Annotated in this window: 19 protein-coding genes; 5 read left to right on the forward strand and 14 right to left on the reverse strand. The window is 71.3% G+C overall.

Annotation, left to right across the window (positions count from 1 at the left end; all coding sequences use genetic code 11):
- Positions 1-113: 113 nt before the first annotated feature.
- From gap to uvrC, 5 genes are all read right to left on the reverse strand, one after another.
- Positions 114-1121, reverse strand: coding sequence for a type I glyceraldehyde-3-phosphate dehydrogenase (gap, locus tag RH94_RS35610; protein WP_073952431.1), 1008 nt, complete (start codon positions 1119-1121; stop codon positions 114-116).
- A 767-nt stretch (positions 1122-1888) separates the two neighbouring features.
- On the reverse strand, positions 1889-2878 hold the full coding sequence (whiA, locus tag RH94_RS35615; RefSeq protein ID WP_073952432.1) for a DNA-binding protein WhiA: 990 nt from the start codon (positions 2876-2878) through the stop codon (positions 1889-1891).
- On the reverse strand, positions 2869-3975 hold the full coding sequence (locus RH94_RS35620) for a gluconeogenesis factor YvcK family protein (RefSeq protein WP_107428902.1): 1107 nt from the start codon (positions 3973-3975) through the stop codon (positions 2869-2871). Before RH94_RS35620 ends, whiA begins: the two co-directional genes overlap by 10 nt.
- Positions 3972-4967 (reverse strand): RNase adapter RapZ, encoded by a 996-nt coding sequence (gene rapZ, locus RH94_RS35625; protein ID WP_073952433.1) that lies wholly within the window; start codon positions 4965-4967, stop codon positions 3972-3974. The genes RH94_RS35620 and rapZ overlap by 4 nt, the downstream gene beginning before the upstream one ends.
- Entirely contained in the window at positions 4964-7033 is a 2070-nt protein-coding gene (uvrC, locus tag RH94_RS35630) for an excinuclease ABC subunit UvrC (RefSeq protein WP_073952434.1), read from the reverse strand. Before uvrC ends, rapZ begins: the two co-directional genes overlap by 4 nt.
- A gap of 278 nt (positions 7034-7311) precedes the next feature.
- On the opposite strand from uvrC, the gene RH94_RS35635 reads away from it, so the two are divergent.
- Entirely contained in the window at positions 7312-8259 is a 948-nt protein-coding gene (locus RH94_RS35635) for a hypothetical protein (protein ID WP_073952435.1), read from the forward strand.
- 30 nt (positions 8260-8289) lie between these two features.
- On the opposite strand, the gene RH94_RS35640 is transcribed toward RH94_RS35635, so the two are convergent.
- The gene (locus RH94_RS35640) at positions 8290-8712 is read right to left on the reverse strand and encodes a Rieske (2Fe-2S) protein (RefSeq protein ID WP_073952436.1); all 423 of its coding nucleotides are present in this window, start codon (positions 8710-8712) and stop codon (positions 8290-8292) included.
- Between the two features lie 161 nt (positions 8713-8873).
- Between RH94_RS35640 and RH94_RS35645 the strand changes: the two genes are divergently transcribed.
- A complete protein-coding gene (locus RH94_RS35645) occupies positions 8874-9785 on the forward strand; it encodes a carbohydrate kinase family protein (protein ID WP_073952437.1) in 912 nt (303 codons plus the stop codon).
- Positions 9786-9806: 21 nt separating this feature from the next.
- Here RH94_RS35645 and uvrA read toward each other — a convergent pair whose 3' ends face one another.
- Entirely contained in the window at positions 9807-12746 is a 2940-nt protein-coding gene (gene uvrA / locus RH94_RS35650) for an excinuclease ABC subunit UvrA (protein ID WP_073952438.1), read from the reverse strand.
- A 234-nt stretch (positions 12747-12980) separates the two neighbouring features.
- Here uvrA and RH94_RS35655 point away from each other — a divergent pair, with 234 nt between their 5' ends.
- Positions 12981-13667, forward strand: coding sequence for a maleylpyruvate isomerase family mycothiol-dependent enzyme (locus RH94_RS35655; RefSeq protein ID WP_073952439.1), 687 nt, complete (start codon positions 12981-12983; stop codon positions 13665-13667).
- Between the two features lie 61 nt (positions 13668-13728).
- A complete protein-coding gene (locus RH94_RS35660; RefSeq protein WP_073952440.1) occupies positions 13729-14385 on the forward strand; it encodes an MBL fold metallo-hydrolase in 657 nt (218 codons plus the stop codon).
- Positions 14386-14578: 193 nt separating this feature from the next.
- Here the strand turns inward: RH94_RS35660 and aroQ are convergent, their stop codons facing one another.
- The 7 genes from aroQ to RH94_RS35695 form a co-directional block, all read right to left on the reverse strand.
- Complete coding sequence (gene aroQ, locus RH94_RS35665; protein ID WP_073952441.1) at positions 14579-15061, reverse strand: type II 3-dehydroquinate dehydratase; 483 nt, start codon at positions 15059-15061, stop codon at positions 14579-14581.
- Between the two features lie 68 nt (positions 15062-15129).
- Positions 15130-16233 carry a calcium:proton antiporter gene (locus RH94_RS35670; protein ID WP_073952442.1) on the reverse strand — a complete coding sequence of 368 codons (1104 nt, stop codon included), beginning with the start codon at positions 16231-16233 and terminating at the stop codon, positions 15130-15132.
- A gap of 67 nt (positions 16234-16300) precedes the next feature.
- Entirely contained in the window at positions 16301-17302 is a 1002-nt protein-coding gene (locus RH94_RS35675) for a TerC family protein (RefSeq protein ID WP_073952443.1), read from the reverse strand.
- A 285-nt stretch (positions 17303-17587) separates the two neighbouring features.
- A complete protein-coding gene (locus RH94_RS35680; RefSeq protein WP_073952444.1) occupies positions 17588-19597 on the reverse strand; it encodes a TerD family protein in 2010 nt (669 codons plus the stop codon).
- A gap of 53 nt (positions 19598-19650) precedes the next feature.
- Complete coding sequence (locus tag RH94_RS35685) at positions 19651-20229, reverse strand: TerD family protein (RefSeq protein WP_073952445.1); 579 nt, start codon at positions 20227-20229, stop codon at positions 19651-19653.
- Positions 20230-20406: 177 nt separating this feature from the next.
- On the reverse strand, positions 20407-22545 hold the full coding sequence (gene uvrB / locus RH94_RS35690) for an excinuclease ABC subunit UvrB (protein WP_073952446.1): 2139 nt from the start codon (positions 22543-22545) through the stop codon (positions 20407-20409).
- 40 nt (positions 22546-22585) lie between these two features.
- Positions 22586-23467, reverse strand: coding sequence for an MHYT domain-containing protein (locus RH94_RS35695; protein WP_073952447.1), 882 nt, complete (start codon positions 23465-23467; stop codon positions 22586-22588).
- Between the two features lie 300 nt (positions 23468-23767).
- Between RH94_RS35695 and RH94_RS35700 the strand changes: the two genes are divergently transcribed.
- A complete protein-coding gene (locus tag RH94_RS35700) occupies positions 23768-24667 on the forward strand; it encodes a glycerophosphodiester phosphodiesterase (RefSeq protein ID WP_073952448.1) in 900 nt (299 codons plus the stop codon).
- The last annotated feature ends 60 nt before the right edge of the window (positions 24668-24727 follow it).

A 24727-nucleotide genomic window follows, 5' to 3' on the forward strand; every position in this document is an offset into this window, starting at 1 on the left:
CGTACGCGGGCGGGTTGTGGTCTTTCGCCCCGTCGTACGTGCGTCAGGGCCCGGGCGGCGCGACCGTGCGCTGCCCGAGCCCTGATCTCACATCGAGGTGCCTGCCCTGACGATCAGAGCTGGTTGCCGACGAAGACCGTCAGGTCGACGAGGCGGTTGGAGTAGCCCCACTCGTTGTCGTACCAGCCGATGATCTTCACGTTCTTGCCTTCCTGAACCATCGTCAGGGAGGAGTCGAAGGTGCAGGACGCCGGCGCGTTGACGATGTCGGAGGAGACGATCGGGTCCTCGGTGTACTCGAGGATGCCCTTCAGCTCGCCCTCCGCGGCCTTCTGGAAGGCGGCGTTGACCTCTTCCTTGGTGACCTCGCGGGAGAGCTCGACGACGAGGTCGGTGACGGAGCCGGTGGGCACCGGGACGCGCATGGCCATGCCGTCCAGCTTGCCCTTGAGCTGCGGCAGCACCAGGGCGGTGGCCTTGGCGGCGCCGGTGGTGGTCGGGATGATGTTCTCCGCGGCGGCACGGGCGCGGCGCAGGTCCTTGTGCGGGAAGTCCAGGATGCGCTGGTCGTTCGTGTACGCGTGCACGGTGGTCATCAGACCCTTGACGATGCCGAAGTTCTCGTCGAGGACCTTCGCCATCGGCGCCACGCAGTTGGTGGTGCAGGAGGCGTTGGAGATGACGTTGTGGTTCGCGGCGTCGTACTTGTCCTGGTTGACGCCCATGACGATGGTGACGTCCTCGTTCTTCGCCGGGGCGGAGATGATGACCTTCTTGGCGCCGCCGGCGATGTGCTTCTCGGCGTCTTCCTTCTTGGTGAAGATGCCGGTGGACTCGATGACGATGTCGACACCGAGCTCGCCCCAGGGGATGTCGGCGGGGTTGCGCTCGGACAGCACCTTGATGGTGTGGCCATCGACGGTGATGGTGTCCTCGGTGTGGGAGACCTCCTGCTTGAGGCGGCCGAGGATGGTGTCGTACTTCAGCAGGTGAGCGGTGGTCGCGGTGTCACCCAGGTCGTTGACAGCCACGATCTCGATGTCTGCACCCTGCTCCAGCAGCGCGCGGAAGTAGTTACGACCGATGCGGCCAAAGCCGTTGATGCCTACGCGGATCGTCACGAACCGATCTCCTCGTTGGTACGCCGGTTTCGACACCGGCGAGCTGTATGGGATGTCCCCGACCACCCCCGACCCTACCCCTCCGGGACCTCCGTAGTGACATCAAGACGGCACGGTGTCCCATATCCGCCGATGGACTCACGGACCCCCCGGCACGGGCGCCCGGATCACCCCGTTTCACTACGGAATACCCATACCAATTGCCCCCGTTGATCACTCATCCGTGCCCTCGGCGGCTCACTTGTGAAATCCGGCAATCCGGACACCATCAAGTCCGGAATGTCCCCCGCCCGAGCACCGCCGTCACCGGGTCGACGACGGTCGCCGACCGGACCGTACCGACTGGTCGGTGTCAGCTGTCGGCGCCCCCTGAGCACACCGAGCGGGGTGTACCCGCGAGCGGGGTGGCCACGCGCACCCGGTCCCCGGGCGAAGGCATCGACAGCGACGCCGGCGGGGCACCGCCCTCCGACGACGCCCACGCCTCAGCGCCACGTCGCCCGGCTGCTGTCGGACGGCCGCTGCCGCCCGACCGGATCGACCGGCCACGCTCAACCCGGCCGGCGTCGGCCCGGCCCTGCCGGCCGGCCTCTGTCCACCGACCCCGTTCGCGTGGCCGCTCGGTCGGCCCGGCTCGGCCGCCCCTTGACGACCAGCCCCGTCAGTCAGCCTCTGCCGCCCGGTCGGGGCCGGTCGGGTTCCTGTCGGTCAGGTGGTCAGGCCCTTGCCGACCGGGCCCGTTCGCGCGGCAGTTCGGGCGGACCGGGTCAGCCGGCCAGGTTGTCCGCCAAGTCCTCCGCGAGGTTGGCCTCGGTGCCCGGGATGCCGAGGTCGGAGGCCCGCTTGTCGGCCATGGCGAGGAGGCGGCGGATGCGGCCCGCGACCGCGTCCTTGGTCAGCGGGGGGTCGGCGAGGGCGCCGAGCTCTTCCAGGGAGGCCTGCTTGTGCTCCATGCGCAGACGGCCCGCGGCGGCGAGGTGCTCGGGGACGTCGTCGCCGAGGATCTCCAGGGCGCGCTGCACACGCGCGCCGGCCGCGACGGCGGCGCGGGCCGAGCGGCGCAGGTTGGCGTCGTCGAAGTTGGCGAGGCGGTTGGCCGTGGCGCGGACCTCGCGGCGCATCCGCCGCTCCTCCCAGGCCAGCACGGACTCGTGGGCCCCCAGGCGCGTCAGCAGGGCGCCGATCGCGTCACCGTCACGGACGACGACCCGGTCGACGCCGCGCACCTCGCGGGCCTTCGCCGCGATGGACAGCCGGCGGGCGGCGCCCACCAGGGCGAGCGCGGCCTCCGGGCCGGGGCAGGTCACCTCCAGGGAGGAGGACCGGCCCGGCTCGGTGAGCGAGCCGTGGGCCAGGAACGCTCCGCGCCAGGCGGCCTCGGCATCGCAGGTGGCCCCCGAGACCACCTGCGGCGGCAGGCCGCGGATCGGGCGGCCCCGCCCGTCGACCAGCCCGGTCTGGCGGGCCAGCTGGTCGCCGCCCGCGACGACCCGCACCACGTAGCGCGAGCCGCGGCGCAGCCCGCCCGGTGCCATCACGATCAGCTCGGAGCCGTGACCGAAGATCTCCAGGATGTCCCGCTTCAGACGCCGCGCCGCCATGGCGGTGTCCAGCTCCGCCTCGATCACGATGCGCCCGCTGACCAGGTGGAGGCCGCCGGCGAACCGCAGAAGGGCGGAGACCTCCGCCTTTCTGCAGCAGGTCCGGGTGACGGGAAGCCGGGAGATCTCGTCCTTCACCGCTGCCGTCATCGCCATGGGCCGATCCTTCCATGCATCCGAAAAATACGGTCGTACGCGGCGGCCAGCAGCTCCGGGTCGTGCCGCGGAGTTCCGTCCCTCCGGGCCACCGGCGCGAGTTCGACCGCGGCGCCGAACCGCTCGGCGGCCTCGCTGAGGTCTTCGCGGTCGGGCACGGCGGCCTCGTCGGCCAGCACCACGTCCAGGGCGAGTTTAGGGGCGTGTCGTCCCAAAACCTCCAAATGACGCTGCGGGGAGAAGCCGGCGGTTTCCCCCGGCTGCGGCGCGAGGTTCAGGGACAGCACCCGCCGGGCCTTGGTCTCGATGAGCGCGTCGAGCAGTTCCGGCACCAACAGGTGCGGGATGACCGAGGAGAACCAGGAGCCGGGCCCGAGCACCACCCAGTCCGCGTCCAGGACCGCCTCCACGGCCTCCGGCACGGCGGGCGGGTCGTTCGGCACGAGGTGTACGGACTGCACCTCACCGGGGGTGAGCGCGACCGTGGCCTGGCCGCGGACGACATCGATGTCCTCGGGCCGCTCCGGATCGTGCCCCCTGACCAGCGCCTGCAGCTCCAGGGGCACGGCCGACATGGGCAGCACGCGCCCGTGCGCGCCCAGCAGCATGCCCACCAGGTCCAGCGCCTGGACATGGTCGCCGAGCTGCTCCCACAGGGCGACGATCAGCAGGTTGCCCACCGCGTGGTCGTGCAGCTCGCCCTGGGAGGTGAAACGGTGCTGGATGACCCGGGCCCAGGTCTGCCCCCAGTCGTCGTCACCGCACAGCGCGGCCAGCGCCTTGCGCAGGTCACCGGGCGGCAGCACCCCCAGCTCGTCGCGCAGGCGCCCGCTGGAGCCGCCGTCGTCGGCCACGGTGACGACGGCGGTGAGGTCGCCGGTGATCCGGCGCAGCGCGGCGAGCGAGGCGGACAGGCCCATGCCGCCGCCGAGCGCGACCACCTTCGGCTGGGCACCGCGCCGGCGCGCCCGCGCCCCCCGGGCCTCGCCGGTGCGCCCGGCGTGCGCGGCGGTCGCCCGACGCGCCGTACGCCCGCCCGGCGCCACCCGGCGCAGCCCGCCCAGTCCGCCCAGCCGCGGAGCACGTCTTCCGGTCACTCCCGCCCCACGTCCCGGTGGACGACGACGGTCTCCACTCCCTCGGCCGCGAGCCGCGCGGCCAGCTTCTCGGACATGGCCACCGAGCGGTGCTTGCCGCCCGTGCAGCCGATGGCGATGGTCACGTACCGCTTGCCCTCGCGGCGGTAGCCGGCCGCGATCAGCCGCAGCAGCTCGGCGTAGCGGTCGAGGAACTCCTTGGCGCCGGGCTGGTTGAAGACGTACGCGGCGACCTCGTCGTTCAGCCCGGTGTACGGGCGCAGTTCGGGCACCCAGTGCGGGTTGGGCAGGAACCGCATGTCCGCGACCAGGTCGGCGTCGACCGGCAGGCCGTACTTGAAGCCGAAGGACATCACCGTGGCCCGCAGCTCGGGCTCCTCCTCGCCGGCGAACTGGGCGTCCATCTTGGCGCGCAGCTCGTGCACGTTGAGGCTGGAGGTGTCGATCACCAGGTCGGCGTCGCCGCGCAGCTCCCGCAGCAGCTCCCGCTCGGCGGCGATGCCGTCGACGATGCGGCCGTCGCCCTGGAGCGGGTGGGGCCGGCGCACCGACTCGAAGCGGCGCACCAGGGCTTCGTCGGAGGACTCCAGGAAAACGATCCGCCGCGTGACGTTCTTGGCCTCCAGGTCGGCCAGGGACTCCCGCAGGGCGTCGAAGAAGCGGCGGCCGCGGACGTCGACGACGACCGCGATCCGGGCCACGTTGCCCTGCGAGCGGGCGCCGAGCTCCACCATGGTGTTGATCAGCGCCGGCGGCAGGTTGTCGACGACGAACCAGCCGAGGTCCTCCAGACACTTGGCGGCCGTGGACCGGCCGGCCCCGGACATGCCGGTGATGATCACCAGCTCGGGAATGGCCGCGTCGGGGACGCCGGCCGTGTCGATACTCACCTGTGCTCCGTCTTCCTGGACCGCGCGCCTCCGCTGCCCGGCGCGCGTCCCCTCGTGGGCCTGATCTCGCTCGGCGGTCCGCCGTGCCTCGTGCTCGGTCATGTCTCCTGCCCCCGTCGGTCGTCCGGGACACCCGTGGTCACGGGCTCCCCCGCGTCGCTCGTCGTCGCCTGGAGCGGCGCTTCCTCCACGTCTTCCATGATCTCTCCCGTCGCCGTGTTGACGGCAGGTCCTGCCGGGGCCGCCTGGGCGAGGGCCGCGGCGATCGTCTCGGCCGTCTTGTGTCCTATGCCGGGCACCTCGCGGATCTGGTCGATTGTCGCGGACCGCAGCCGCTTCACCGATCCGAAATGCTTGATCAGCGCCTGTTTGCGCGTCTCGCCGAGGCCTGGCACGTCGTCCAGGGGCCCGGCCCGGAAGCGCTTGGCCCGCCGGGTGCGCTGGTAGGTGATCGCGAACCGGTGGGCCTCGTCGCGCACGCGCTGCAGCAGGTACAGGCCCTCGCTGCTGCGGGGCAGGACCACCGGATCGTCCTCGCCGGGCAGCCAGACCTCCTCCAGGCGCTTGGCCAGCCCGCACACGGCGATGTCGTCGATGCCGAGTTCGTCCAGGGCCCGCCGGGCGGCGGTGACCTGGGGCCGGCCGCCGTCGACGACGACGAGCTGGGGCGGGTAGGCGAAGCGTCTGGGGCGCCCGTCGTCCTCCGTGAGCGCGCCCGGCGAGCCGTCGGCGAGGGCGTCCTCGCCGTCGGTCCACTCACCGGTCCTCTCTTTCTCCGCGAGGTACCGCTTGAAGCGGCGGGTGATCACCTCGTGCATGGAGCGGACGTCGTCCTGCCCCTCGAAGCCGCGGATCTGGAAGCGGCGGTACTCGCCCTTGCGCTGCAGTCCGTCCTCGAAGACGACCATGGAGGCCACCACGTCGTCGCCCTGGAGGTGGGAGATGTCGTAGCACTCGATCCGCAGGGGGGCGCTGTCCAGGCCGAGGGCCTCGGCGATCTCCTCCAGGGCACGCGAGCGCGTGGTCAGGTCCGAGGCGCGCCTGGTCTTGTGCAGGGCGAGCGCCTGCAGGGCGTTGCGCTGCACGGTCTCCATCAGGGCCTTCTTGTCGCCGCGCTGCGGGACGCGCAGCGAGACGTTCGACCCGCGGCGGTCGGTGAGCCACTGCTGGACCGGCTCGGCCGGGTCGGGCAGGGCCGGGACGAGGACCTCCTTGGGCACGGCGTCCCCGCTCTCCTCGCCGTACAGCTGCTGCAGGGCGTGCTCGACGAGGGCGCCTGTGGTGACGTCCTCCACCTTGTCGGTCACCCAGCCGCGCTGGCCGCGCACGCGTCCGCCGCGCACGTGGAAGATCTGTACGGCGGCCTCCAGTTCGTCCTCGGCGACGGCGACGAGGTCGGCGTCGGTCGCGTCGGCGAGCACGACCGCGTTCTTCTCCATGGCCTTCTTCAGGGCCCCGATGTCGTCGCGCAGGCGGGCGGCCCGCTCGTACTCCATCTCCTCGGCCGCCGCCGTCATCTCCTTCTCCAGGCGGCGCAGGTAGGTGCCCGTGCGGCCGGCCATGAAGTCGCTGAACTCCTCGGCCAGCTCCCGGTGGTCCTCGGCGGAGACACGGCCGACGCAGGGCGCGGAGCACTTGCCGATGTAGCCGAGCAGGCAGGGGCGGCCGGTGCGGGCGGCGTTCTTGAAGACGCCGGCCGAGCAGGTGCGCACCGGGAAGACGCGCAGCAGCAGGTCGACGGTGTCGCGGATGGCCCACGCGTGCACGTACGGCCCGAAGTAGCGCACGCCCTTCTTCTTGTGGCCGCGCATCACCTGTACGCGCGGGAACTCCTCGTTCATCGTCACCGCGAGGTACGGATAGCTCTTGTCGTCGCGGTACTTGACGTTGAACCGGGGGTCGTACTCCTTGATCCAGGAGTACTCCAGCTGCAGCGCCTCGACCTCCGTGGACACCACGGTCCACTCCACGGACGCCGCGGTGGTGACCATGGTGCGGGTGCGCGGGTGGAGGTTCGCCAGGTCCTGGAAGTAGTTGGCCAGGCGCTGGCGCAGGCTCTTGGCCTTTCCGACGTAGATCACCCGGCGGTGCTCGTCACGGAACCTGTAGACCCCGGGAGAGTCCGGGATGTCTCCCGGCCTGGGGCGGTAGCTGGAGGGGTCGGCCATGTCTCACACCCTACTGTCGGGCACCGACACAGCGGCGGGTCCGCTGTGCCGACCGCTCCCGGCCCGCCCGGCGGGGGGTGCGGACTCGGCCAGGAGTGCGCGACTGTCGGTCTCAGGTGTTGTCGGGGCTTGGTCAACACGCTTCAATGCGGGGGAACTCGGGGCCGTCGACGGCGGCGTACGGAGGTGAGGACACCCGTGCCCGCGTGCGGGGGTGGCCCCGGGGACCCGCGGAACGGTCCGACCAGCCGTCCGCACCCTCACAGAAAGGCCCGTGCATGCCGTACGCCCCGCAGCAGGCGGACATCGCGACCGCCGAACTGGACACGGCCCTGCGCGGCGGCCCCTTCCACGTGGCGCTGCGCGCCGCGATCGCCGCCCGTGGACTGCCGTTGCAGCGCGTGCAGCACCATCTGTCGCGCTACGGGGTCAGGGTCGGGGTCACCAGTCTGAGCTACTGGCAGCAGGGCGCGCGGCGCCCGCAGCGGCCGGAGTCGCTGCGGGCCGTACGGGCCCTGGAGGAGATCCTGCGGTTGCCGGACGAGTCGCTGATCCGGCTGCTGACCGAGGCCGAGGAGCGTCCGGACGCGCGGCGGCCCGGGGGGCGTTCCTACCGCTCCCTGGTGGAGGCGTCGGACGTGCTGCGCGGGCTGCTGGCCGAGCTGGACTGTCCGCCCGGCGGCGGTCTGCACACGCTGGGCCATCACGAGCGGGTGCGGATCGGGGCGTGCCGGGAGCTCGCCGAGCGCGAGTCCCAGCACATCGTGCGCGCGCACCGGGACGGTGTGGACCGCTTCGTGGCCGTCCACCACGGCGACCCGGGGTGCGCGCCGGAGCGGATGACCGTGCGCGCCCTGGAGAACTGCCGTACGGGGCGGATACGGCGGCACCACGGCACCGGGGTGCTGGTGGCCGAGCTGCTCTTCGACACCCGGCTGCGGGCCGGTGACACGTTCCTGTTCCGGTACGGCGTCGAGGACGGCACCGCGGGTGTGGCACGCGAGTGCGTCCGGGAGTTCGACTCGGCCGGCGGACAGTACGCCCTTCAGGTGCGGTTCGCCGGCGGTGTCCTGCCGGTTCGCTGCCACCGGTTCACGCAGGCCTCGGCGGCGGCTCCGCGCGGTGGCCGCCAGGAGCTGCCGGTGAGCGCGCGGCACCGTTCGGTCCACCTCGTGGAGGCGCGGGTGCGGTCGGGGATCGTGGGGATCGGCTGGGACTGGGAGTGAGCGGGCCGGACCGGGGACGGCTGCCGGCCGTCAGGCGTCGGGCCCGACGACGAGCTTGCCGCCCTGCGCGCGTACGGGCACCTCGGGCAGCGGGACGGACGCGGGGGACCGCGTCACCTGGCCGGTGGTGGCGTCGAACTCGCTGCCGTGGCAGGGGCAGATCAGCCTCGTCCCCTCGAGCTTGTTGATCGGGCACTGCGCGTGCGTGCAGAGCGAGCTGAACGCCTTCAGGGTGCCGTCGTCGTCCCGGCTGACCACCACGTTGTGGTCCCGGTAGAGCTTGGCGCCGCCCTTGGGGACCTCGCTCTCGGCACCGAGGTCGACCGGTGCGGTGGGCGTGGCGGGAGCGTACGTGCCGCCCGGGTCGCAGGCGGTGAGCCCGAGCGCGGCGACGGGGGTGAGGGCCGCTCCGCGCAGAACGGTGCGGCGGCTCGCGGAGGGGCGGCCGGACATAAGGGTCTCCACTGGTCAAAGGGCCGGACACGCCGACCATACCCACCGGCGCCCATGCGGGCGGGGGCGGGTCGTCCCGGTGCTGATGCGTGGACCCGGCGTTTACCTCCGGCGCGCGATGGGATAGCTTCCCGGCCCGAGCTGCCGAAAGGAACCGACTCGTGATCGTTGTCGCCGGTGAGGCCCTTATCGACCTGGTACCGCGGGGCACGGGCGCCCTCGCCGACCTCGGACCGGCGCTCGGCGGCGGTCCGTACAACACGGCCGTCGCGCTGGGCCGTCTCGGTTCCCGTACGGCCTTCTGCTCCCGCCTGTCGTACGACGCCTTCGGTGAGGCGCTGCTCGACGGGCTGCGGCGGGCCGGGGTGGACGTCTCGGGTGTGCAGCGCGGCACCGAGCCGAGCACGCTGGCGGTCGCCACGGTCGGCGCCGACGGCTCGGCCGCGTACTCGTTCTACGTCGAGGGCACCGCCGACCGCCTGTTCACGGCGCCCGCGGAGCTGCCCGCCGGGACCCGCGCGGTGTCCTTCGGCACCTGTTCGCTGGTCCTGGAGCCGGGTGCGAGCGCGTACGAGGAGCTGATGCGGAGCGCGGCCGGGCGGGGCGTGTTCACCGCGCTGGACCCGAACGTCCGGCCCGGTCTGATCGCGGACGCGGACGCCTACCGGGCCCGCTTCGCGAGCTGGCTGCCCTCGGTGTCGCTGCTGAAGCTGTCCGAGGAGGACGCGCGGTGGCTGGGCGGCACTCCGCGCGCGTGGCTGGCCGCCGGACCGTCGGCCGTGGTGATCACCCACGGGGGCGACGGGCTGACCGCGTTCACGAAGGACGGCGCCGTGCACTCCGTGCCGGGCGAGAAGGTCGACGTCGTGGACACCATCGGCGCGGGCGACACCGTGAACGCGGCGCTGCTGCACGCGCTGTCCGTGCGGGACGTCCTCTCCCCCGAGGGCCTGGCCGGGCTGGACGCCTCGGACTGGACGGGGCTGCTGCGGTTCGCGGCCCGCGCGGCGGCGGTCACCTGCTCGCGCGCGGGCGCCGAGCCGCCGTACGCGGCGGAGGTCGGCGAGCCGTAGCGGCCCCGTCCGGGCGGTGGCTCAGGCCTTGCGGGCCCGGGTCGTCCTCCTGGCGGGTGCGGCCTTCTTCGTCGTCGTGCTGCCGTTGGCCTCGGCCGAGGACGCTGCGTCGCTGATGCTGTCCGGCCTCAGGATCTCGCGCAGGAACTTCCCGGTGTGGCTGGCGGGGACGCCGGCCACCTGCTCGGGCGTGCCTTCGGCGACGACCAGGCCGCCGCCGGCGCCGCCCTCGGGGCCCATGTCGACGACCCAGTCGGCGGTCTTGATCACGTCGAGGTTGTGCTCGATGACGATGACCGTGTTGCCCTTGTCCACCAGGCCGGAGAGCACCTTGAGCAGCTTGCTGATGTCCTCGAAGTGCAGGCCGGTGGTGGGCTCGTCCAGGACGTAGACGGTGCGTCCGGTGGAGCGGCGCTGCAGCTCGCTGGCGAGCTTCACGCGCTGTGCCTCACCACCGGACAGGGTGGTCGCGGACTGGCCGAGCCGGACGTAGCCGAGGCCGACGTCCTTGAGCGTCTTGAGGTGGCGGGAGATCGCCGGGACCGCCTCGAAGAACTCGGTCGCCTCCTCGATCGGCATGTTCAGCACGTCGGCGATGGACTTGCCCTTGTAGTGGACCTCCAGGGTCTCCCGGTTGTACCGGGCGCCGTGGCAGACCTCGCACGGGACGTAGACGTCCGGGAGGAAGTTCATCTCGATCTTGATGGTGCCGTCGCCCGCGCAGTTCTCGCAGCGGCCGCCCTTGACGTTGAAGGAGAAGCGGCCGGGCAGGTAGCCGCGGACCTTCGCCTCGGTGGTCTCGGCGAACAGCTTGCGGATGTGGTCGAACACCCCGGTGTACGTCGCCGGGTTGGACCGCGGGGTGCGTCCGATGGGCGACTGGTCGACGTGCACCACCTTGTCGACGAGGTCGTCGCCGTCCACGCGCGTGTGCCGGCCGGGCACGTTCCGCGCGCCGTTGAGCTCGCGGGCCAGGTGCGTGTAGAGGATGTCGTTGACCAGGGTGGACTTGCCGGAGCCGGAGACGCCGGTGACGGCCGTGAAGACGCCCAGCGGGAAGGACACGTCGATGTCCTTGAGGTTGTTCTCGCGGGCGCCGTGCACGGTGAGCTTCCGGGAGGGGTCGCGGGGGCGCCGGACGTCGGGCACCGGGATGGACCTCTCACCCGACAGGTACTGGCCGGTGTGCGACTCGGCGTTGGCCAGCAGCTCCTTCAGGGAGCCGCTGTGCACGACCTTGCCGCCGTGCTCGCCCGCTCCGGGGCCGATGTCGACGATCCAGTCGGCGGTCTTGATGGTGTCCTCGTCGTGCTCGACGACGATGAGCGTGTTGCCCATGTCGCGCAGCCGGACCAGGGTCTCGATCAGCCGGTGGTTGTCGCGCTGGTGCAGGCCGATGGACGGCTCGTCCAGGACGTACAGCACGCCGACGAGGCCGGAGCCGATCTGGGTGGCCAGGCGGATGCGCTGGGCCTCGCCGCCGGAGAGCGTGCCGGCCGCGCGGTTCAGCGAGAGGTAGTCCAGGCCGACGTCGACCAGGAAGCGCAGCCGCTCGTTGACCTCCTTGAGCACGCGCTCGGCGATCTTCTTGTCGCGGGCGTCCAGCTTCAGCTCGCGCAGGAAGTCGGCGCAGTCGCTGATCGACATCGCGGAGATCTCGGCGATCGACTTGCCCATGAGCGTGACCGCGAGGACGACCGGCTTCAGGCGCGTGCCCGCGCAGCCGGGGCAGGGCACCTCGCGCATGTAGCCCTCGAAGCGCTCGCGGCTCGCGTCGCTCTCGGCCTCGCTGTGGCGGCGCTTGACGAAGGGGATGGCGCCCTCGAAGGGCGTGGTGTAGACGCGCTCGCGCCCGTACCGGTTGCGGTAGCGGACCTCGATCTGCGTCTTGTGGCCGTGCAGCAGGGCCTTCCTGGCGCGCTGGGGCAGGCCCGCGAAGGGGATGTCGGTGCGGAAGCCGAGGGCGTCGGCGAGGGCGCCGACCAGCCGGCCGAAGTACTCCTTGGTGTGCCCGTGCGACCAGGGGTGGATGGCGCCCTCGTCGAGGGTCTTCTCCTCGTCGGGGACGATCAGTTCGGGGTCGACCTCCATCCGCGTGCCGATGCCGGTGCACTCGGGGCAGGCGCCGAAGGGCGAGTTGAAGGAGAAGGAGCGGGGCTCCAGCTCCTCGAAGGACAGGTCGTCGTACGGGCAGTACAGGTGCTCCGAGTACATGCGCTCGCGCTCGGGATCGTCCTCGGGCAGGTCGACGAAGTCGAGCACGACCATGCCGCCCGACAGGCCGAGGGCGGTCTCGACGGAGTCGGTGAGACGGCGCTTGGCGCTGCCCTTGACGGTGAGGCGGTCGACGACCACCTCGATGGTGTGCTTCTCCTGCTTCTTCAGCGTGGGCGGGTTCGAGAGCTGGATGGTCCCGCCGTCCACGCGCGCGCGGGAGTAGCCCTTGGTCTGCAGGTCGGCGAAGAGGTCGACGAACTCGCCCTTGCGCTCGCGCACCAGCGGCGAGAGCACCTGGAAGCGGCTTCCCTCCGGCAGCTCCAGGACCTTGTCGACGATGGCCTGCGGCGACTGCCGGGAGGTCGGGCGGGCGCACTCCGGGCAGTGCGGCTTGCCGATGCGGGCGAAGAGCAGGCGCAGGTAGTCGTAGACCTCGGTGATGGTGCCGACCGTCGAGCGCGGGTTGCGCGAGGTCGACTTCTGGTCGATGGAGACCGCCGGGGACAGGCCCTCGATGAAGTCGACGTCCGGCTTGTCCATCTGGCCGAGGAACTGGCGGGCGTACGAGGAGAGCGACTCCACGTAGCGCCGCTGGCCCTCGGCGAAGATGGTGTCGAAGGCCAGGGAGGACTTGCCCGACCCGGACAGGCCCGTGAAGACGATGAGCGAGTCCCGGGGCAGGTCGAGCGAGACGTTCTTCAGGTTGTGCTCGCGCGCGCCACGGACGATGAGACGGTCGGCCACGCCGGTCCGCACCTTTCTTGAGAGAAGTGACAGGGGCGGGGCCCCCGTGTTTCTTCAGAGTAGGGGGAGCCACTGACAACGCCGGGCGGGATTCCCGGATGCGCCCGGATACTCAACAACGTCCGGCCCTCCGGCATGCCCGATGCCGCACCCGACCCTATAGCACGTGCATTCGATTTACGGGTGTGGTCTGCCGTCTTCACCCGATGGTGTGACCCGGCTAAGGTCGGCGCCATGATTGATCACGCGCGCGACCTGGCATCCCTACAGGACGCAACCGAGCGACTGCTGACCGCGGTCGGCACCTTGGACAACGCAGCTGTGACCGAGCAGTCACGGCTGCCCGGCTGGACCCGGGGCCACATCCTGGCCCACCTGGCCCGCAACGCGGACGCGCTGGTGAACGTCTTCGAGGGGCGCCCCATGTACGCCTCCGCCGAGGCCCGGGAGGCCGACATCGAGCGGGACGCCCCGCGCCCCCTCGACGTGCAGCTCGCCGACGTACGCGAGAGCGCGGCCCGCTTCCAGCGGACGGCGGCCGGGCCCGCGGACTGGTCCCGCACCGTGGAGCTGCGCAACGGCGTCACCGACTCCGCGTCCCGGGTGCCGTTCCGGCGCTGGGTGGAGGTGGAACTCCACCACGTGGACCTGGGGACCGGCTACGAGCTGGAGGACCTGCCGGCGGAGTTCGTCGAGCGGGAGGTCGAGTTCCTGGCCCAGCGGTTCGCCGGGCACCCGGACGTGCCGCCCACCCGGCTGACGGACGGCACCCGCGCATGGGACACGGGTCAGGAGGCGGACGCGCCCGCCGTCACCGTCACGGGGGGCCGGGCGGACCTGCTCGGCTGGCTCGCGGGGCGCCGCGACGGATCCGCCCTGAAGGTGACGGGCGGCGCGCTTCCGGCGCTTCCCCCGCTGTAGCCCGTGCACATGCGGCTCGTGCACAGCCCCCGGGCCGCTCCCCCGCTATAGGCTGACGACCATGACGTACAGCGGAGAGGTGCGGGTCGGCGGCCCGGCGGACGTGCACGAGCTGAAGGACCTGATGATCACCAAGATCGCGGTCGGCCCGATGGACAACAACGCCTATCTGCTGCGCTGCCGGGCCACCGACGAGCAGCTGCTGATCGACGCGGCGAACGACGCGCACACGCTGCTCGGCATGATCGGCGACGACGGCATCGCCTCGGTCGTCACGACCCACCGGCACGCCGACCACTGGCAGGCGCTGGCGGAGGTAGCGGCGGCCACGCGCGCGCGTACGTACGCGGGCCGGGAGGACGCCGAGGGCATCCCCGTGCCGACCGACGTCCTCGTCGACGACGGCGACACGATCCGGGTGGGACGGGTGGAGCTCACCGCACGCCACCTCGTCGGCCACACGCAGGGCTCGATCGCGCTGGTCTACGACGACCCGCACGGGCACCCGCACGTGTTCACCGGGGACTGCCTCTTCCCCGGCGGCGTGGGCAACACCCACAAGAACCCGAAGGCGTTCGCGCGTCTCATCCACGACGTCGAGACGAAGATCTTCGACGTGCTCCCGGACGAGACGTGGGTGTACCCGGGCCACGGCAACGACACGACGCTGGGCGCGGAGCGCCCGCACCTTCCGGAGTGGCACGCGCGCGGGTGGTGAGCGCGGGTGGTGAGCCAGGGCACGGGCGCCCTCTCGCACCCCGTGTGAACCCTTCGCACGCGCCGGTGGTGCGCACCCGCTGGTCCTTCACCGTGATGCGCGGTCGACTGACCGTGGCCCCGCACAGGACGACGGCTCCTGCGCGGTACGGGCCGCCGGTCCTCGTCCCCCGCCCTCGGCCGGCGGCCCCGGCCTACGTGTCCGCCCGCCCCGCGCCGGCCAGGGCCGCCACCCGCTCCACCGCGAAGGCGTACCCCTGCGTCCCGCACCCGGCGATGACGCCGTCGGCGCGCAGCGAGACGTAGGAGTGGTGCCGGAACTGCTCGCGCTGGTGGATGTTGGAGATGTGGACCTCCACCACCGGCAGCCCGTCGCAGGTGTTGAGGGCGTCCAGGATCGCCACGGAGGTGTGCGAGTAGGCGGCGGGGTTGATGACGATCCCGCAGTGGTTCAGCCGGGCCTCGTGGATCCAGTCGACCAGCTCTCCCTCGTGGTTGGACTGGCGGAAGTCGACCGTGCCGCCGTGCGCGGCCGCCGCCTTGGCGCACAGTGCCTCGACGTCCGCGAGCGTGTCGGAGCCGTAGATCTCCGGCTGGCGCCGGCCCAGGAGGTTCAGGTTGGGCCCGTTGAGGACCATGATGGGCGCGGTCGCGAGGGTGTGGGCGGGACGGGTCATGTCGGGCCTCCGGTGAGATCGGCGCTTCGGTGGAGGTCTATCACGCGGCACCGGAGGCCCGTCCGCCGCTACGGATTGATCGCCAGTTCCAGATAGGCGGCCAGCAGCACCAGATGGACACCGCCCTGCAAGGGGGTGGCCCGTCCCGGGACCACGGTGAGGATGCCGACACCGATGGTCAGCGCGAGCAGCACCATGTGGGTGGCGCCGAGGCCCAGGACCAGAGGCCCGGGCAGCCAGATCGACGCGATCGCCACCGTGGGGATGGTAAGGCCGATGCTGGCCATCGCCGAGCCGAGCCCGAGATTGAGGCTGATCTGCACCCTGTCGCGGCGGGCGGCGCGCACCGCGGCGATCGTCTCCGGCAGCAGGATGAGCAGCGCGATGAGCACGCCCACCACGGCGTGCGGCAGGCCGGCGCTGTCGATGGCGGTCTCGATGGTGGGTGACACGCCCTTGGCCAGGCCGACGACGCCCACGAGGGCCAGGCCGAGCAGTGCCAGGCTGGTGAGAGCGGCCCGGTTGGTGGGCATTTCGATGTGCTCCGGGGCCGAGATGACCTCGCCCTGGCGGGTCAGAGGGAGGAAGTACGAGCGGTGGCGCACGGTCTGGGTCGTGACGAACAGGCCGTAGAGCACCAGGGAGGCCAGCGCGGCGAAGATGAGCTGGGCCGAGGAGTACTCCGGTCCGGGCTTGCTGGTGGTGAAGGTCGGCAGCACGAGGCAGAGGGTGGCCAGGGTGGCGACCGTCGCGAGGGCCGCGCCGGAGCCCTCGGGGTTGAAGATGGCGACCTTGTGGCGCAGCGAGCCGACGAGCAGGCTCAGACCGACGATGCCGTTGCAGGTGATCATCACCGCGGCGAACACGGTGTCGCGGGCGAGCGTGGCGCTCTTGTCACCGCCGTCGATCATCAAGGTCACGATGAGCGCGACCTCGATGACCGTGACGGCGACCGCGAGGATCAGGGAGCCGAAGGGCTCGCCCACCCGGTGGGCGACGACCTCGGCGTGGTGCACCGCGGCCAGGACCGAGCCGGCCAGGACCAGGGTCAGCAGCGCGACGCCCCCACCGGGCAGGGAACGGCCCCAGGTGAGGACCAGGAGGACGACCGCGAGCACCGGCACAATGGTCGTCCACTGCGCCAAGAGGAAGCCCCTGAGTCGCGGGATCACGCTTCGATCCTTGCAGGGTCCCGGGTCCTTCGCATGCGAGGTGCACGCTGGTGCGTCGTCCTTTTGGTCAAGCATTCACACGGTCCTTCGCGTCGTCGTGATGTTCCGGCACCTCCTCCACCTCGGCCTGTTTCCTGGCGGCGATCAGGCTGGTGACCGTGGTGACGGCCAGGACGGCACAGATCACGCCCAGGGAGACCGGGATGCTGATCTCCGGGACGTCGACGCCGGACTCGTGCAGCGCGTGCAGCACCAGCTTGACGCCGATGAAGCCGAGGATCACCGACAGCCCGTAGGACAGGTGGACCAGCTTCTTCAGCAGGCCGCCTATCAGGAAGTACAGCTGCCGGAGACCCATCAGGGCGAAGGCGTTGGCGGTGAAGACGATGTACGGGTCCTTGGTCAGGCCGAAGATCGCGGGAATGGAGTCGAGGGCGAACAGGATGTCGGTGGTGCCGATCGCGAGCATCACGACCAGCATCGGCGTCATCACGCGTTTGCCGTTCTGCCGGATCCACAGCTTGGTGCCGTGGTAGCGGTCGGCCACACCGAAGCGGCGCTCGGCCGCCTTGAGCAGCCTGTTCTCCTCGAACTCCTCCTCGTCGTCCCCGCCGGAGCGGGCCTCCTGGATGAGCTTCCAGGCGGTCCAGATCAGGAAGGCGCCGAAGAGGTAGAACACCCACGAGAAGCTCGCGATGATCGCGGCTCCGGCGGCGATGAAGACGGCCCGCAGCACCAGGGCTATGAGGACGCCGACCAGCAGTACCCGCTGCTGGTACTTCGACGGCACGGCGAACTTCGCCATGATCAGGACGAAGACGAAGAGGTTGTCGACGCTCAGCGACTTCTCGGTGATGAAGCCCGCGAAGAACTCGCCGGCCGGTCGGCCGCCGCTGAAGACGAACAGGCCGAGACCGAAGAGACAGGCGAGCGCGACCCAGACGACGGTCCAGATCCCGGCTTCTTTGATCGACACGTCATGCGGCTTGCGGCCGATGAAGAAGTCGACCGAGATCAGGGCGCCCAGGCCCACGATGGTCAGGACCCACAGGGTCAGGGAAACATCCACAGTGCCTCCGGCAGGTGCGTCGCTTGCAAATGACTTGGCGTCCTACTGCCGGAGGTCTCTTCCACCCGTGCGGCCGGGCGCGTGAGGCGCCGGGACCCAGCGGGCCGACGCCCCGGGATCCTTCCGGATCCGTACTGACGGGACGCCGCAACAGGTAGGGAATACTCCCCTCCGTACGAAGAAACTGTAACCGATCCCCCAAAGAATGGTAAAGCCGTAGACCAAGGAAGTTTCAAAAGCGCAGCTCAGACTGCTTTACCGTTCCTTGGGCGTCTCGCGTCCTGGTCAGCGGTTCCAGTCGCGGCGGGCCGTCGCGACCTGGGTGAGCACCAGCTGGAGCACCTGGCTGTCCTGCGGAACCACCGGCGGCTCGTACGTCCAGGCGTGCCCGACCCAGGGGTCGGCGAGGTGGTCGTCGGGCACCGGGGTCAGTCGCAGCAGGGAACGCCACAGCGGGTCGAGCAAAGGTCCGTAGGCGGCGGCGTCCTCGCGGTCGGCGACCATCATCAGATGGACGCCCACGGCCGGGCCCTCGTCGGCGAGGTAGCGCAGCTGGGTCACGGCGCGGTCGTCGAATCCGTGCGGGAAGTCGTTGACGATCAGCAGCTGCTCGGAGGTGTCGAGGCCGGGGGGCAGCGCGTCGGGGGCGCCCCCGCGCACGGCCATCTGCACCAGGTCGACCCGCTGGGTGAGCCGGCCCAGGGCGTCCGCGACCCCGGCGGCGCCGGCCGCGGGCGGTCCCGCGAGGACGCCCGTGTCCACCAGGGGCGCGAGGGCCCGCGCCCCGGATCCGGCCGGGTCGATGACGTGGACGCCGAACTCGCCGGGCGGGTGTACGGCGAGCAGCCGGGCCGCGTGGGCCACGGCCGTCTCCGTCGCCAGGCGGCGCACCTCGTCCTCGTCGGCGAACGGCTCGTCGTCGGACACGGACGGCCGACAGCCGCTGTCGATCCACAGTCCGCGCTGCAGCGGCAGCCGGACCAGCATGGGGATGCGCAGGGACGGGTCCTCCGGCAGGTGCAGGTCCCCGAGGCGTACGGCCATGGGTATCTCCATCGGCACCCGGTAGCCGTGCCAGACCGGGTTGTCCCAGCGGGCGTACGCCGGTGGCAGCGCCGGTTCGACGACCTCGGACTCGGCGGTGAGCTGGTCCAGGTCGCGGTCGAAGGCCGCCCTGGCCTGGTCGACGAGCTGCGCGTGCTTGGCCCGGGCCGCCTCCCGGGCGGCCTCGGCCCGCCCGCCGACGCGGCTGCGCGGGTCGGCCAGTACCTGGTCGATCTCCTTCTCCAGCCGCGACTCGGCGAAGTCCACGGCGCTGCGGTAGGCGGCCGTGGTCCGCGCCAGGTCCTCGAACATGCCCCACACCTGGTTGTAGAGCCGCTCGTCCATGGACCACCCGGTCGCGTCCCCGGCGACGGGGGCCACGGGCTGCGCGGGCGCGTCCTGCCGCCCCGGGTGGCGGTAGTCGACCGGGCCGCCCGTGGGCGCGGAGGACGGGGGCACGGCCGCGGGGGCCGGGTCACCGGGGGTGCCCGGACCGGCCGGCTGCGGCGCCGGCTCTCCGGGCGCGGGCGGCGGCGCGCTCTGCCGCCGTGGGTGGTGGTAGTCGACCGGGCCACCCGTGGGAGCCGGGTTTCCGGAGCCGCCGTAGGAAGCCACGGGCTGCGTCGGCACGTGGCCGGGACGGTCGGGACGGTCGCCGTGCTGCGCACGGGGTGCGGGGGGCGGTGCTATGGAGCGGGACAGGCCCTGGGCCACCGCTTCCTCCACGGCGGTCGCCAGGCGGTGGGGCTCGGGCAGGTGCTGGTCGGTGAGGAGTTCGGGGAGGCCACCGGCGTAGCCCTGGCCCACCGCACGTACTTTCCAGGCGTCCTGCCGGCGGTAGAGCTCCAGGGCGATCACGGCGGACTCCGCGTCCAGGCCGGTGATCGTGTAGGTGGCGAGTTCGGTGCCGTCCAGGGCCGTGACGGCGACGAAGGGGGCGGGGACCGCGCCGAAGCGGACCGGGCCGCCGCCCGCGGTGGGCAGGGCGAGCAGGACGCCGACGCGGTGCACCGCCCCGGGCATGGCGGCCAGGTCGACGGCGAGCCGGTGGTCGGCGGCGGCCTGGCGGGAGACCTCCAGGCCGGGCAGCACGGGAGCGCCGGGGTGGACCACCCACTCGGCGCCCCGCACTCTGCCGCTGTCGTCGCCGAGCGTGGCCGCGGCCACGACCGGACTGCCGGCCGAGATCCGGATCTCCAGGCGGACCTCGGAGAGCGGGTGGTTCTGCCCCCGCACCAGCTCGGCCGTCATCGCCCCTCGTCCCCCTGGTGTCGCTGGTGTGTCGTGTGCTTACAGGTGCGGGCTCACAGGTGCGGCAGGATGACCGGGATCAGGTCCTGGAAGGTGCGGCCGTTGGCGGGGACGCCGAGGGCCGTCATCGTCCAGGTGCCGTTCACGCGGTGCACCTTCGCCATGATCTGGGCGGTGTAGTCGCCGCCGCCCGCGAGGGTGTAGCGGGCGAGCTCCTGCCCGTTGGTCTCGTCGACCAGGCGGCAGAACGCGTTCTGCACCTCCTGGAACGTCTGGCCCGTGAAGGAGTTCACGGTGAAGACGATCTGGTCGATGTGGACCGGCACGCGCTGCAGGTCGACGAGGATCGACTCGTCGTCGCCGCCCTGGCCGGCGCCGCCGACCAGGTTGTCGCCGGTGTGCCGCACCGAGCCGTCGTCGCTGACCAGGTGCTGGAAGAAGACGACGTCGACGGGCTGCTTGTCGGCGAACAGCACGGCGGAGGCGTCGAGGTCGATCTCGCGCGTGCGCGAGCCGAACAGACCCCGGCGGGGCGCCGCCTGCCAGCCGAGACCCATGCGGACCGCGGTCAGGCTGCCCCCGTCGTTCTTCTGCAGACTGATGGCCTGACCCTTGGTCAAGTTGACGGTCACGGCTGATACCCCTCTCGGACTACTCCCCTGTCGCCGCGGCTCCCACGGCTGCCAAGAACCCTACGCAGGGGCGCGGACACCGCCGCACACCGGTCCGCACTTTGTGTCGGTCTTGCAACACAGCGCATCCGGCCCGCGCCCCCACCGGCACCCCTCCACGGGGCATGCGGTACGAGGTCAGGCAAGCCCCGCTTCCCGCATCTGGCGCAGTTCCTTCTTCATCTCCCCGACCTCGTCCCGCAGCCGCGCCGCGACCTCGAACTGCAGGTCGGCCGCGGCGGCGCGCATCCGCTCCGTCATCTCCTCGATCTGCTCGGCGAGTTCGGCCGCCGGCCGGTCGGTGGGCACCGTCTCCTTCGCCTTGCCCCTGGCGGACTTGGCGGGCTTCGCGCCCTTCCCGGCGAGCGCCGGCACGGGGGCCTTCGCGCCCTTGCCGTCCTTGCCCTTGCGGTACCCGGTGCCGAGCAGCTGCTCGGTGTCGACCTCCTCGCGGGCGATCTGCGCGACGATGTCGTTGATCTTCTTGCGCAGCGGCTGCGGATCGATGCCGTTGGCCTTGTTGTACTCGATCTGCTTCTCCCGGCGGCGGTTGGTCTCCTCGATGGCCTTCTCCATCGCCGGGGTGATCTTGTCGGCGTACATGTGGACCTGGCCGGAGACGTTGCGCGCGGCGCGGCCGATGGTCTGGATGAGCGAGGTGCCCGAGCGCAGGAACCCCTCCTTGTCGGCGTCGAGGATCGCCACCAGGGACACCTCGGGCAGGTCCAGGCCCTCGCGCAGCAGGTTGATGCCGACCAGGACGTCGTACTCGCCGCTGCGCAGCTCGCGCAGCAGCTCGATCCGGCGCAGGGTGTCGACGTCGCTGTGCAGGTAGCGCACCTGGATGCCGAGTTCCAGGAAGTAGTCGGTCAGGTCCTCGGCCATCTTCTTGGTGAGCGTGGTGACCAGGACGCGCTCGTCCTTCTCCACGCGGCCGCGGATCTCGTGCACCAGGTCGTCGATCTGGCCCTCGGTGGGCTTGACGACGACCTGGGGGTCGACCAGACCGGTGGGGCGGATGATCTGCTCGACCTGGCCGTCGGAGCGCGACAGCTCGTACTGCCCGGGGGTCGCCGACAGGTACACCGTCTGGCCGATGCGCTCCTGGAACTCCTCCCATTTCAGCGGGCGGTTGTCCAGGGCGGAGGGAAGCCGGAAGCCGTGCTCCACGAGGGTGCGCTTGCGGGAGGCGTCGCCCTCGTACATCGCGCCGATCTGGGGGACGGTGACGTGCGACTCGTCGATGACGAGCAGGAAGTCCTCCGGGAAGTAGTCCAGCAGCGTGTGGGGCGGGGTGCCCGGCGCGCGGTCGTCGAAGTGCATCGAGTAGTTCTCCACGCCGGAGCAGGTGCCGATCTGGCGGAGCATCTCGATGTCGTACGTGGTGCGCATGCGCAGCCGCTGGGCCTCCAGCAGCTTGCCCTGCTTCTCCAGCTCGGCCAGGCGCCCGGTCAGCTCCTTCTCGATGCCGTTGATCGCCCGCTCCATGCGCTCGGGACCGGCGATGTAGTGCGAGGCCGGGAAGACGTACAGCTGCTGGTCGTCGCTGATGATCTCGCCGGTGATCGGGTGCAGCGTGGACAGCGCCTCGATCTCGTCGCCGAACATCTCGATGCGGACGGCCAGCTCCTCGTAGACCGGGAAGATCTCGATCGTGTCGCCGCGCACCCGGAAGGTGCCGCGGGTGAAGGACACGTCGTTGCGCGTGTACTGGATGTCCACGAAGCGGCGCAGCAGCTCGTCCCGGTCGATCTCCTCGCCGACCCGGAGGGGGACCATGCGGTCCACGTACTCCTGCGGTGTGCCGAGGCCGTAGATGCAGGAGACGGAGGCGACCACGACGACGTCGCGGCGGGTGAGCAGCGAGTTGGTCGCGGAGTGGCGCAGGCGCTCGACCTCCTCGTTGATCGAGGAGTCCTTCTCGATGTAGGTGTCCGACTGGGGGACGTAGGCCTCGGGCTGATAGTAGTCGTAGTACGAGACGAAGTATTCGACCGCGTTGTTCGGCAGGAGTTCGCGGAACTCGTTGGCCAGCTGGGCGGCCAGCGTCTTGTTGGGCGCCATGACGAGGGTCGGGCGCTGGAGCTTCTCTATCATCCACGCGGTGGTGGCGGACTTGCCGGTGCCGGTGGCGCCGAGCAGGACGACGTCCTCCTCGCCCGCCTGGACGCGCCGGGCGAGCTCGTCGATGGCCTGCGGCTGGTCGCCGCTGGGCCGGTAGGGGCTGACGACCTCGAAGGGCGCCACCGTGCGTTCGATGTGTGAGACGGGCCGCATGACATCCACCGTACGACCCGCCACTGACAACGAGTCCCGGTCAGCGGTTCTGCGGGGTGCGGAGGCGTTCGTGGGCCGGGACGCGGGCCGGGGCGCGGCGGGTCCGGGACGGGGGGCGGCGGGTGGTGTGGGAGACGAGTTCGCCGGCCGGGACGCCCGGCTTGTGCACGGCGGGGGCCCAGTCGGGCCCGCTCATGACCGCCTGGCGGTCGAACAGGACGACGGCGCCGGCGAGCAGCAGGAAGGTGAGCGGGCCGACCATCATCGGCGCGAGCAGGGCGGCCGGTGACTCGCCGTCGGCGGGGGTGCCGCCGGTGCCGTGCAGGTGGACGCTGACGGCGGCCATGCCGGTGTAGTGCATGCCGCTGACGGCGAGGCCCATGACCAGGCTCGCGCCGACGCTCCACAGCGGTCCCCTGACCTGTCCGGCCGCCCAGAGGGCGGCGATGGCGGCGACGACGGCGATGGCCACGGAGGCCGCGACGGTGAGGGTGTTGTACTCCAGGGTGCCGTTGAGCCGCATTCCGGCCATGCCCAGATAGTGCATGGTGGCGATGCCCAGGCCGGTGATCGTGCCGCCGGTGAACAGCGCGGAGCCGGTCGCGCCCCGGTAGCCGACGATGAAGATCCCTATGCCCACCATGACGATGGCGACGGCCAGGCTGGCGTACGTCGTCGGCCGGTCGTAGAGGACGGGCGCCTCCTCGACGGTGAAGCCGATCATCGCCACGAAGTGCATGGTCCATATGCCGGAGCCGATCGCCGCCGAGGCCAGGGCGAGCCAGCCGGGGCGCCAGGAGTTCGCGACCAGCAGGGCGCGGGTGGTGCAGCGCAGGCCGAGGGCCCCGCCCAGGCAGGCCATGACGCAGGCGACCACCGGGGTGACGAGCCCGTAGCTGAATCCTTCGACCGTGCCTTGCATGCCCGGCTGCCTTTCCGCCCTCTTGAGCCCCCGGAGTGTCGCGTCGAGCCCCGGGCTGTCGCGATGTGCCCCGTCCCGGGACCGTCACGCGGTCAGGGCTGACGCAGAGAGTATGACTCCCCCGGTTTGGCCGAACGATTTTGCGGCAAAGAAACACGCCCTCACCGCAGATGTGTGGCAACGGTGGACACACGGGAGGGTCAACTCCGCGTACACCGTGTTCTCCGTACGTTCGCGCCTCATTGACCGTCTGCTGCCAGTCTGGTGCTGTCCGTGATCAGTCCGTCGCGAGGAGTACGCATGCACGCGCGTGCAGTTGCCGCCACGATCATCGCGCTGGCGGGGACCGCCCTGCTGGTGCCCGCCTCCGAGGTACAGGCCGCCGGAACCCCTGAACGGCCGCCCGCGGTCGTCGCTGAACGGCCCCCCGTGGTCGTCGCCCACCGGGGCGCCTCCGCCTACGCCCCGGAGAACACCCTGCCCGCCGTCGACAAGGCCGCCGCGCTCGGCTTCTCCTGGATGGAGAACGACGTGCAGCGCACCAAGGACGGCCGGCTCGTGGTGATCCACGACGACAGCCTGCGGCGGACGACCGACGTCGAGAAGGTCTTTCCCGGCCGGGCGCCATGGAAGGTGAAGGACTTCACCGCCGCGGAGATCGCCCGCCTGGACGCGGGCAGCTGGTTCTCCCCCGCGTACGCGGGCACGCGCGTGCCGACGTTGGAGCAGTATCTGCGCCGGGTCGAGCACCACCACGAGAAGCTGCTGCTGGAGATCAAGAATCCCGAGCTGTATCCGGGCATCGAGCAGCAGATCCTGAAGGAGCTGGCCAACGACGGCTGGCTCGACCGGCGGCATCTGGCGGACCGGCTGATCGTGCAGAGCTTCAGCGCGGACAGCCTGCGGACCGTGCACGAGCTGAAGCCCGCCGTCCTGACCGGCTTCCTCGGCCGGCCGGCCGAGGCGGACCTGAACCGGTACGCGGCCTTCGCGGACCTGATCAACCCGTCCTACGGCACGATCTCCGCGGATTACGTGAAGGCCGTCCAGGCCCATGCCGGGCCGCACCACAAGCCGCTGAAGGTCTTCACCTGGACGGTGGACGACGCCGCCCACGCCCGGGCCGTCGCCGGGTACGGCGTGGACGGGATCATCTCGAACAGGCCGGACGTGGTGCGGGAGGCGCTCGGCGGTACGTGAGCGCTCCGCTCGGGCCGCTGCCGGGGCGGAGCCCGGGCGGGGCCGGGGCCGGAGCCGGGG

The organism is Streptomyces kebangsaanensis (genome assembly GCF_001906585.1).
In the GTDB taxonomy this organism is placed as follows: Bacteria; Actinomycetota; Actinomycetes; order Streptomycetales; family Streptomycetaceae; genus Streptomyces; species Streptomyces kebangsaanensis.

Bases quoted from the DNA above. Each gene is read 5' to 3' on its own strand.
- whiA (WP_073952432.1), bottom strand. From the start codon at position 2,878: ATGGCGATGACGGCAGCGGTGAAGGACGAGATCTCCCGGCTTCCCGTC.
- rapZ (WP_073952433.1), bottom strand. From the start codon at position 4,967: ATGACCGAGCACGAGGCACGGCGGACCGCCGAGCGAGATCAGGCCCAC.
- uvrC (WP_073952434.1), bottom strand. From the start codon at position 7,033: ATGGCCGACCCCTCCAGCTACCGCCCCAGGCCGGGAGACATCCCGGAC.
- RH94_RS35635 (WP_073952435.1), top strand. From the start codon at position 7,312: ATGCCGTACGCCCCGCAGCAGGCGGACATCGCGACCGCCGAACTGGAC.
- RH94_RS35640 (WP_073952436.1), bottom strand. From the start codon at position 8,712: ATGTCCGGCCGCCCCTCCGCGAGCCGCCGCACCGTTCTGCGCGGAGCG.
- RH94_RS35655 (WP_073952439.1), top strand. From the start codon at position 12,981: ATGATTGATCACGCGCGCGACCTGGCATCCCTACAGGACGCAACCGAG.
- RH94_RS35660 (WP_073952440.1), top strand. From the start codon at position 13,729: ATGACGTACAGCGGAGAGGTGCGGGTCGGCGGCCCGGCGGACGTGCAC.
- aroQ (WP_073952441.1), bottom strand. From the start codon at position 15,061: ATGACCCGTCCCGCCCACACCCTCGCGACCGCGCCCATCATGGTCCTC.
- RH94_RS35680 (WP_073952444.1), bottom strand. From the start codon at position 19,597: ATGACGGCCGAGCTGGTGCGGGGGCAGAACCACCCGCTCTCCGAGGTC.
- uvrB (WP_073952446.1), bottom strand. From the start codon at position 22,545: ATGCGGCCCGTCTCACACATCGAACGCACGGTGGCGCCCTTCGAGGTC.
- RH94_RS35695 (WP_073952447.1), bottom strand. From the start codon at position 23,467: ATGCAAGGCACGGTCGAAGGATTCAGCTACGGGCTCGTCACCCCGGTG.
- RH94_RS35700 (WP_073952448.1), top strand. From the start codon at position 23,768: ATGCACGCGCGTGCAGTTGCCGCCACGATCATCGCGCTGGCGGGGACC.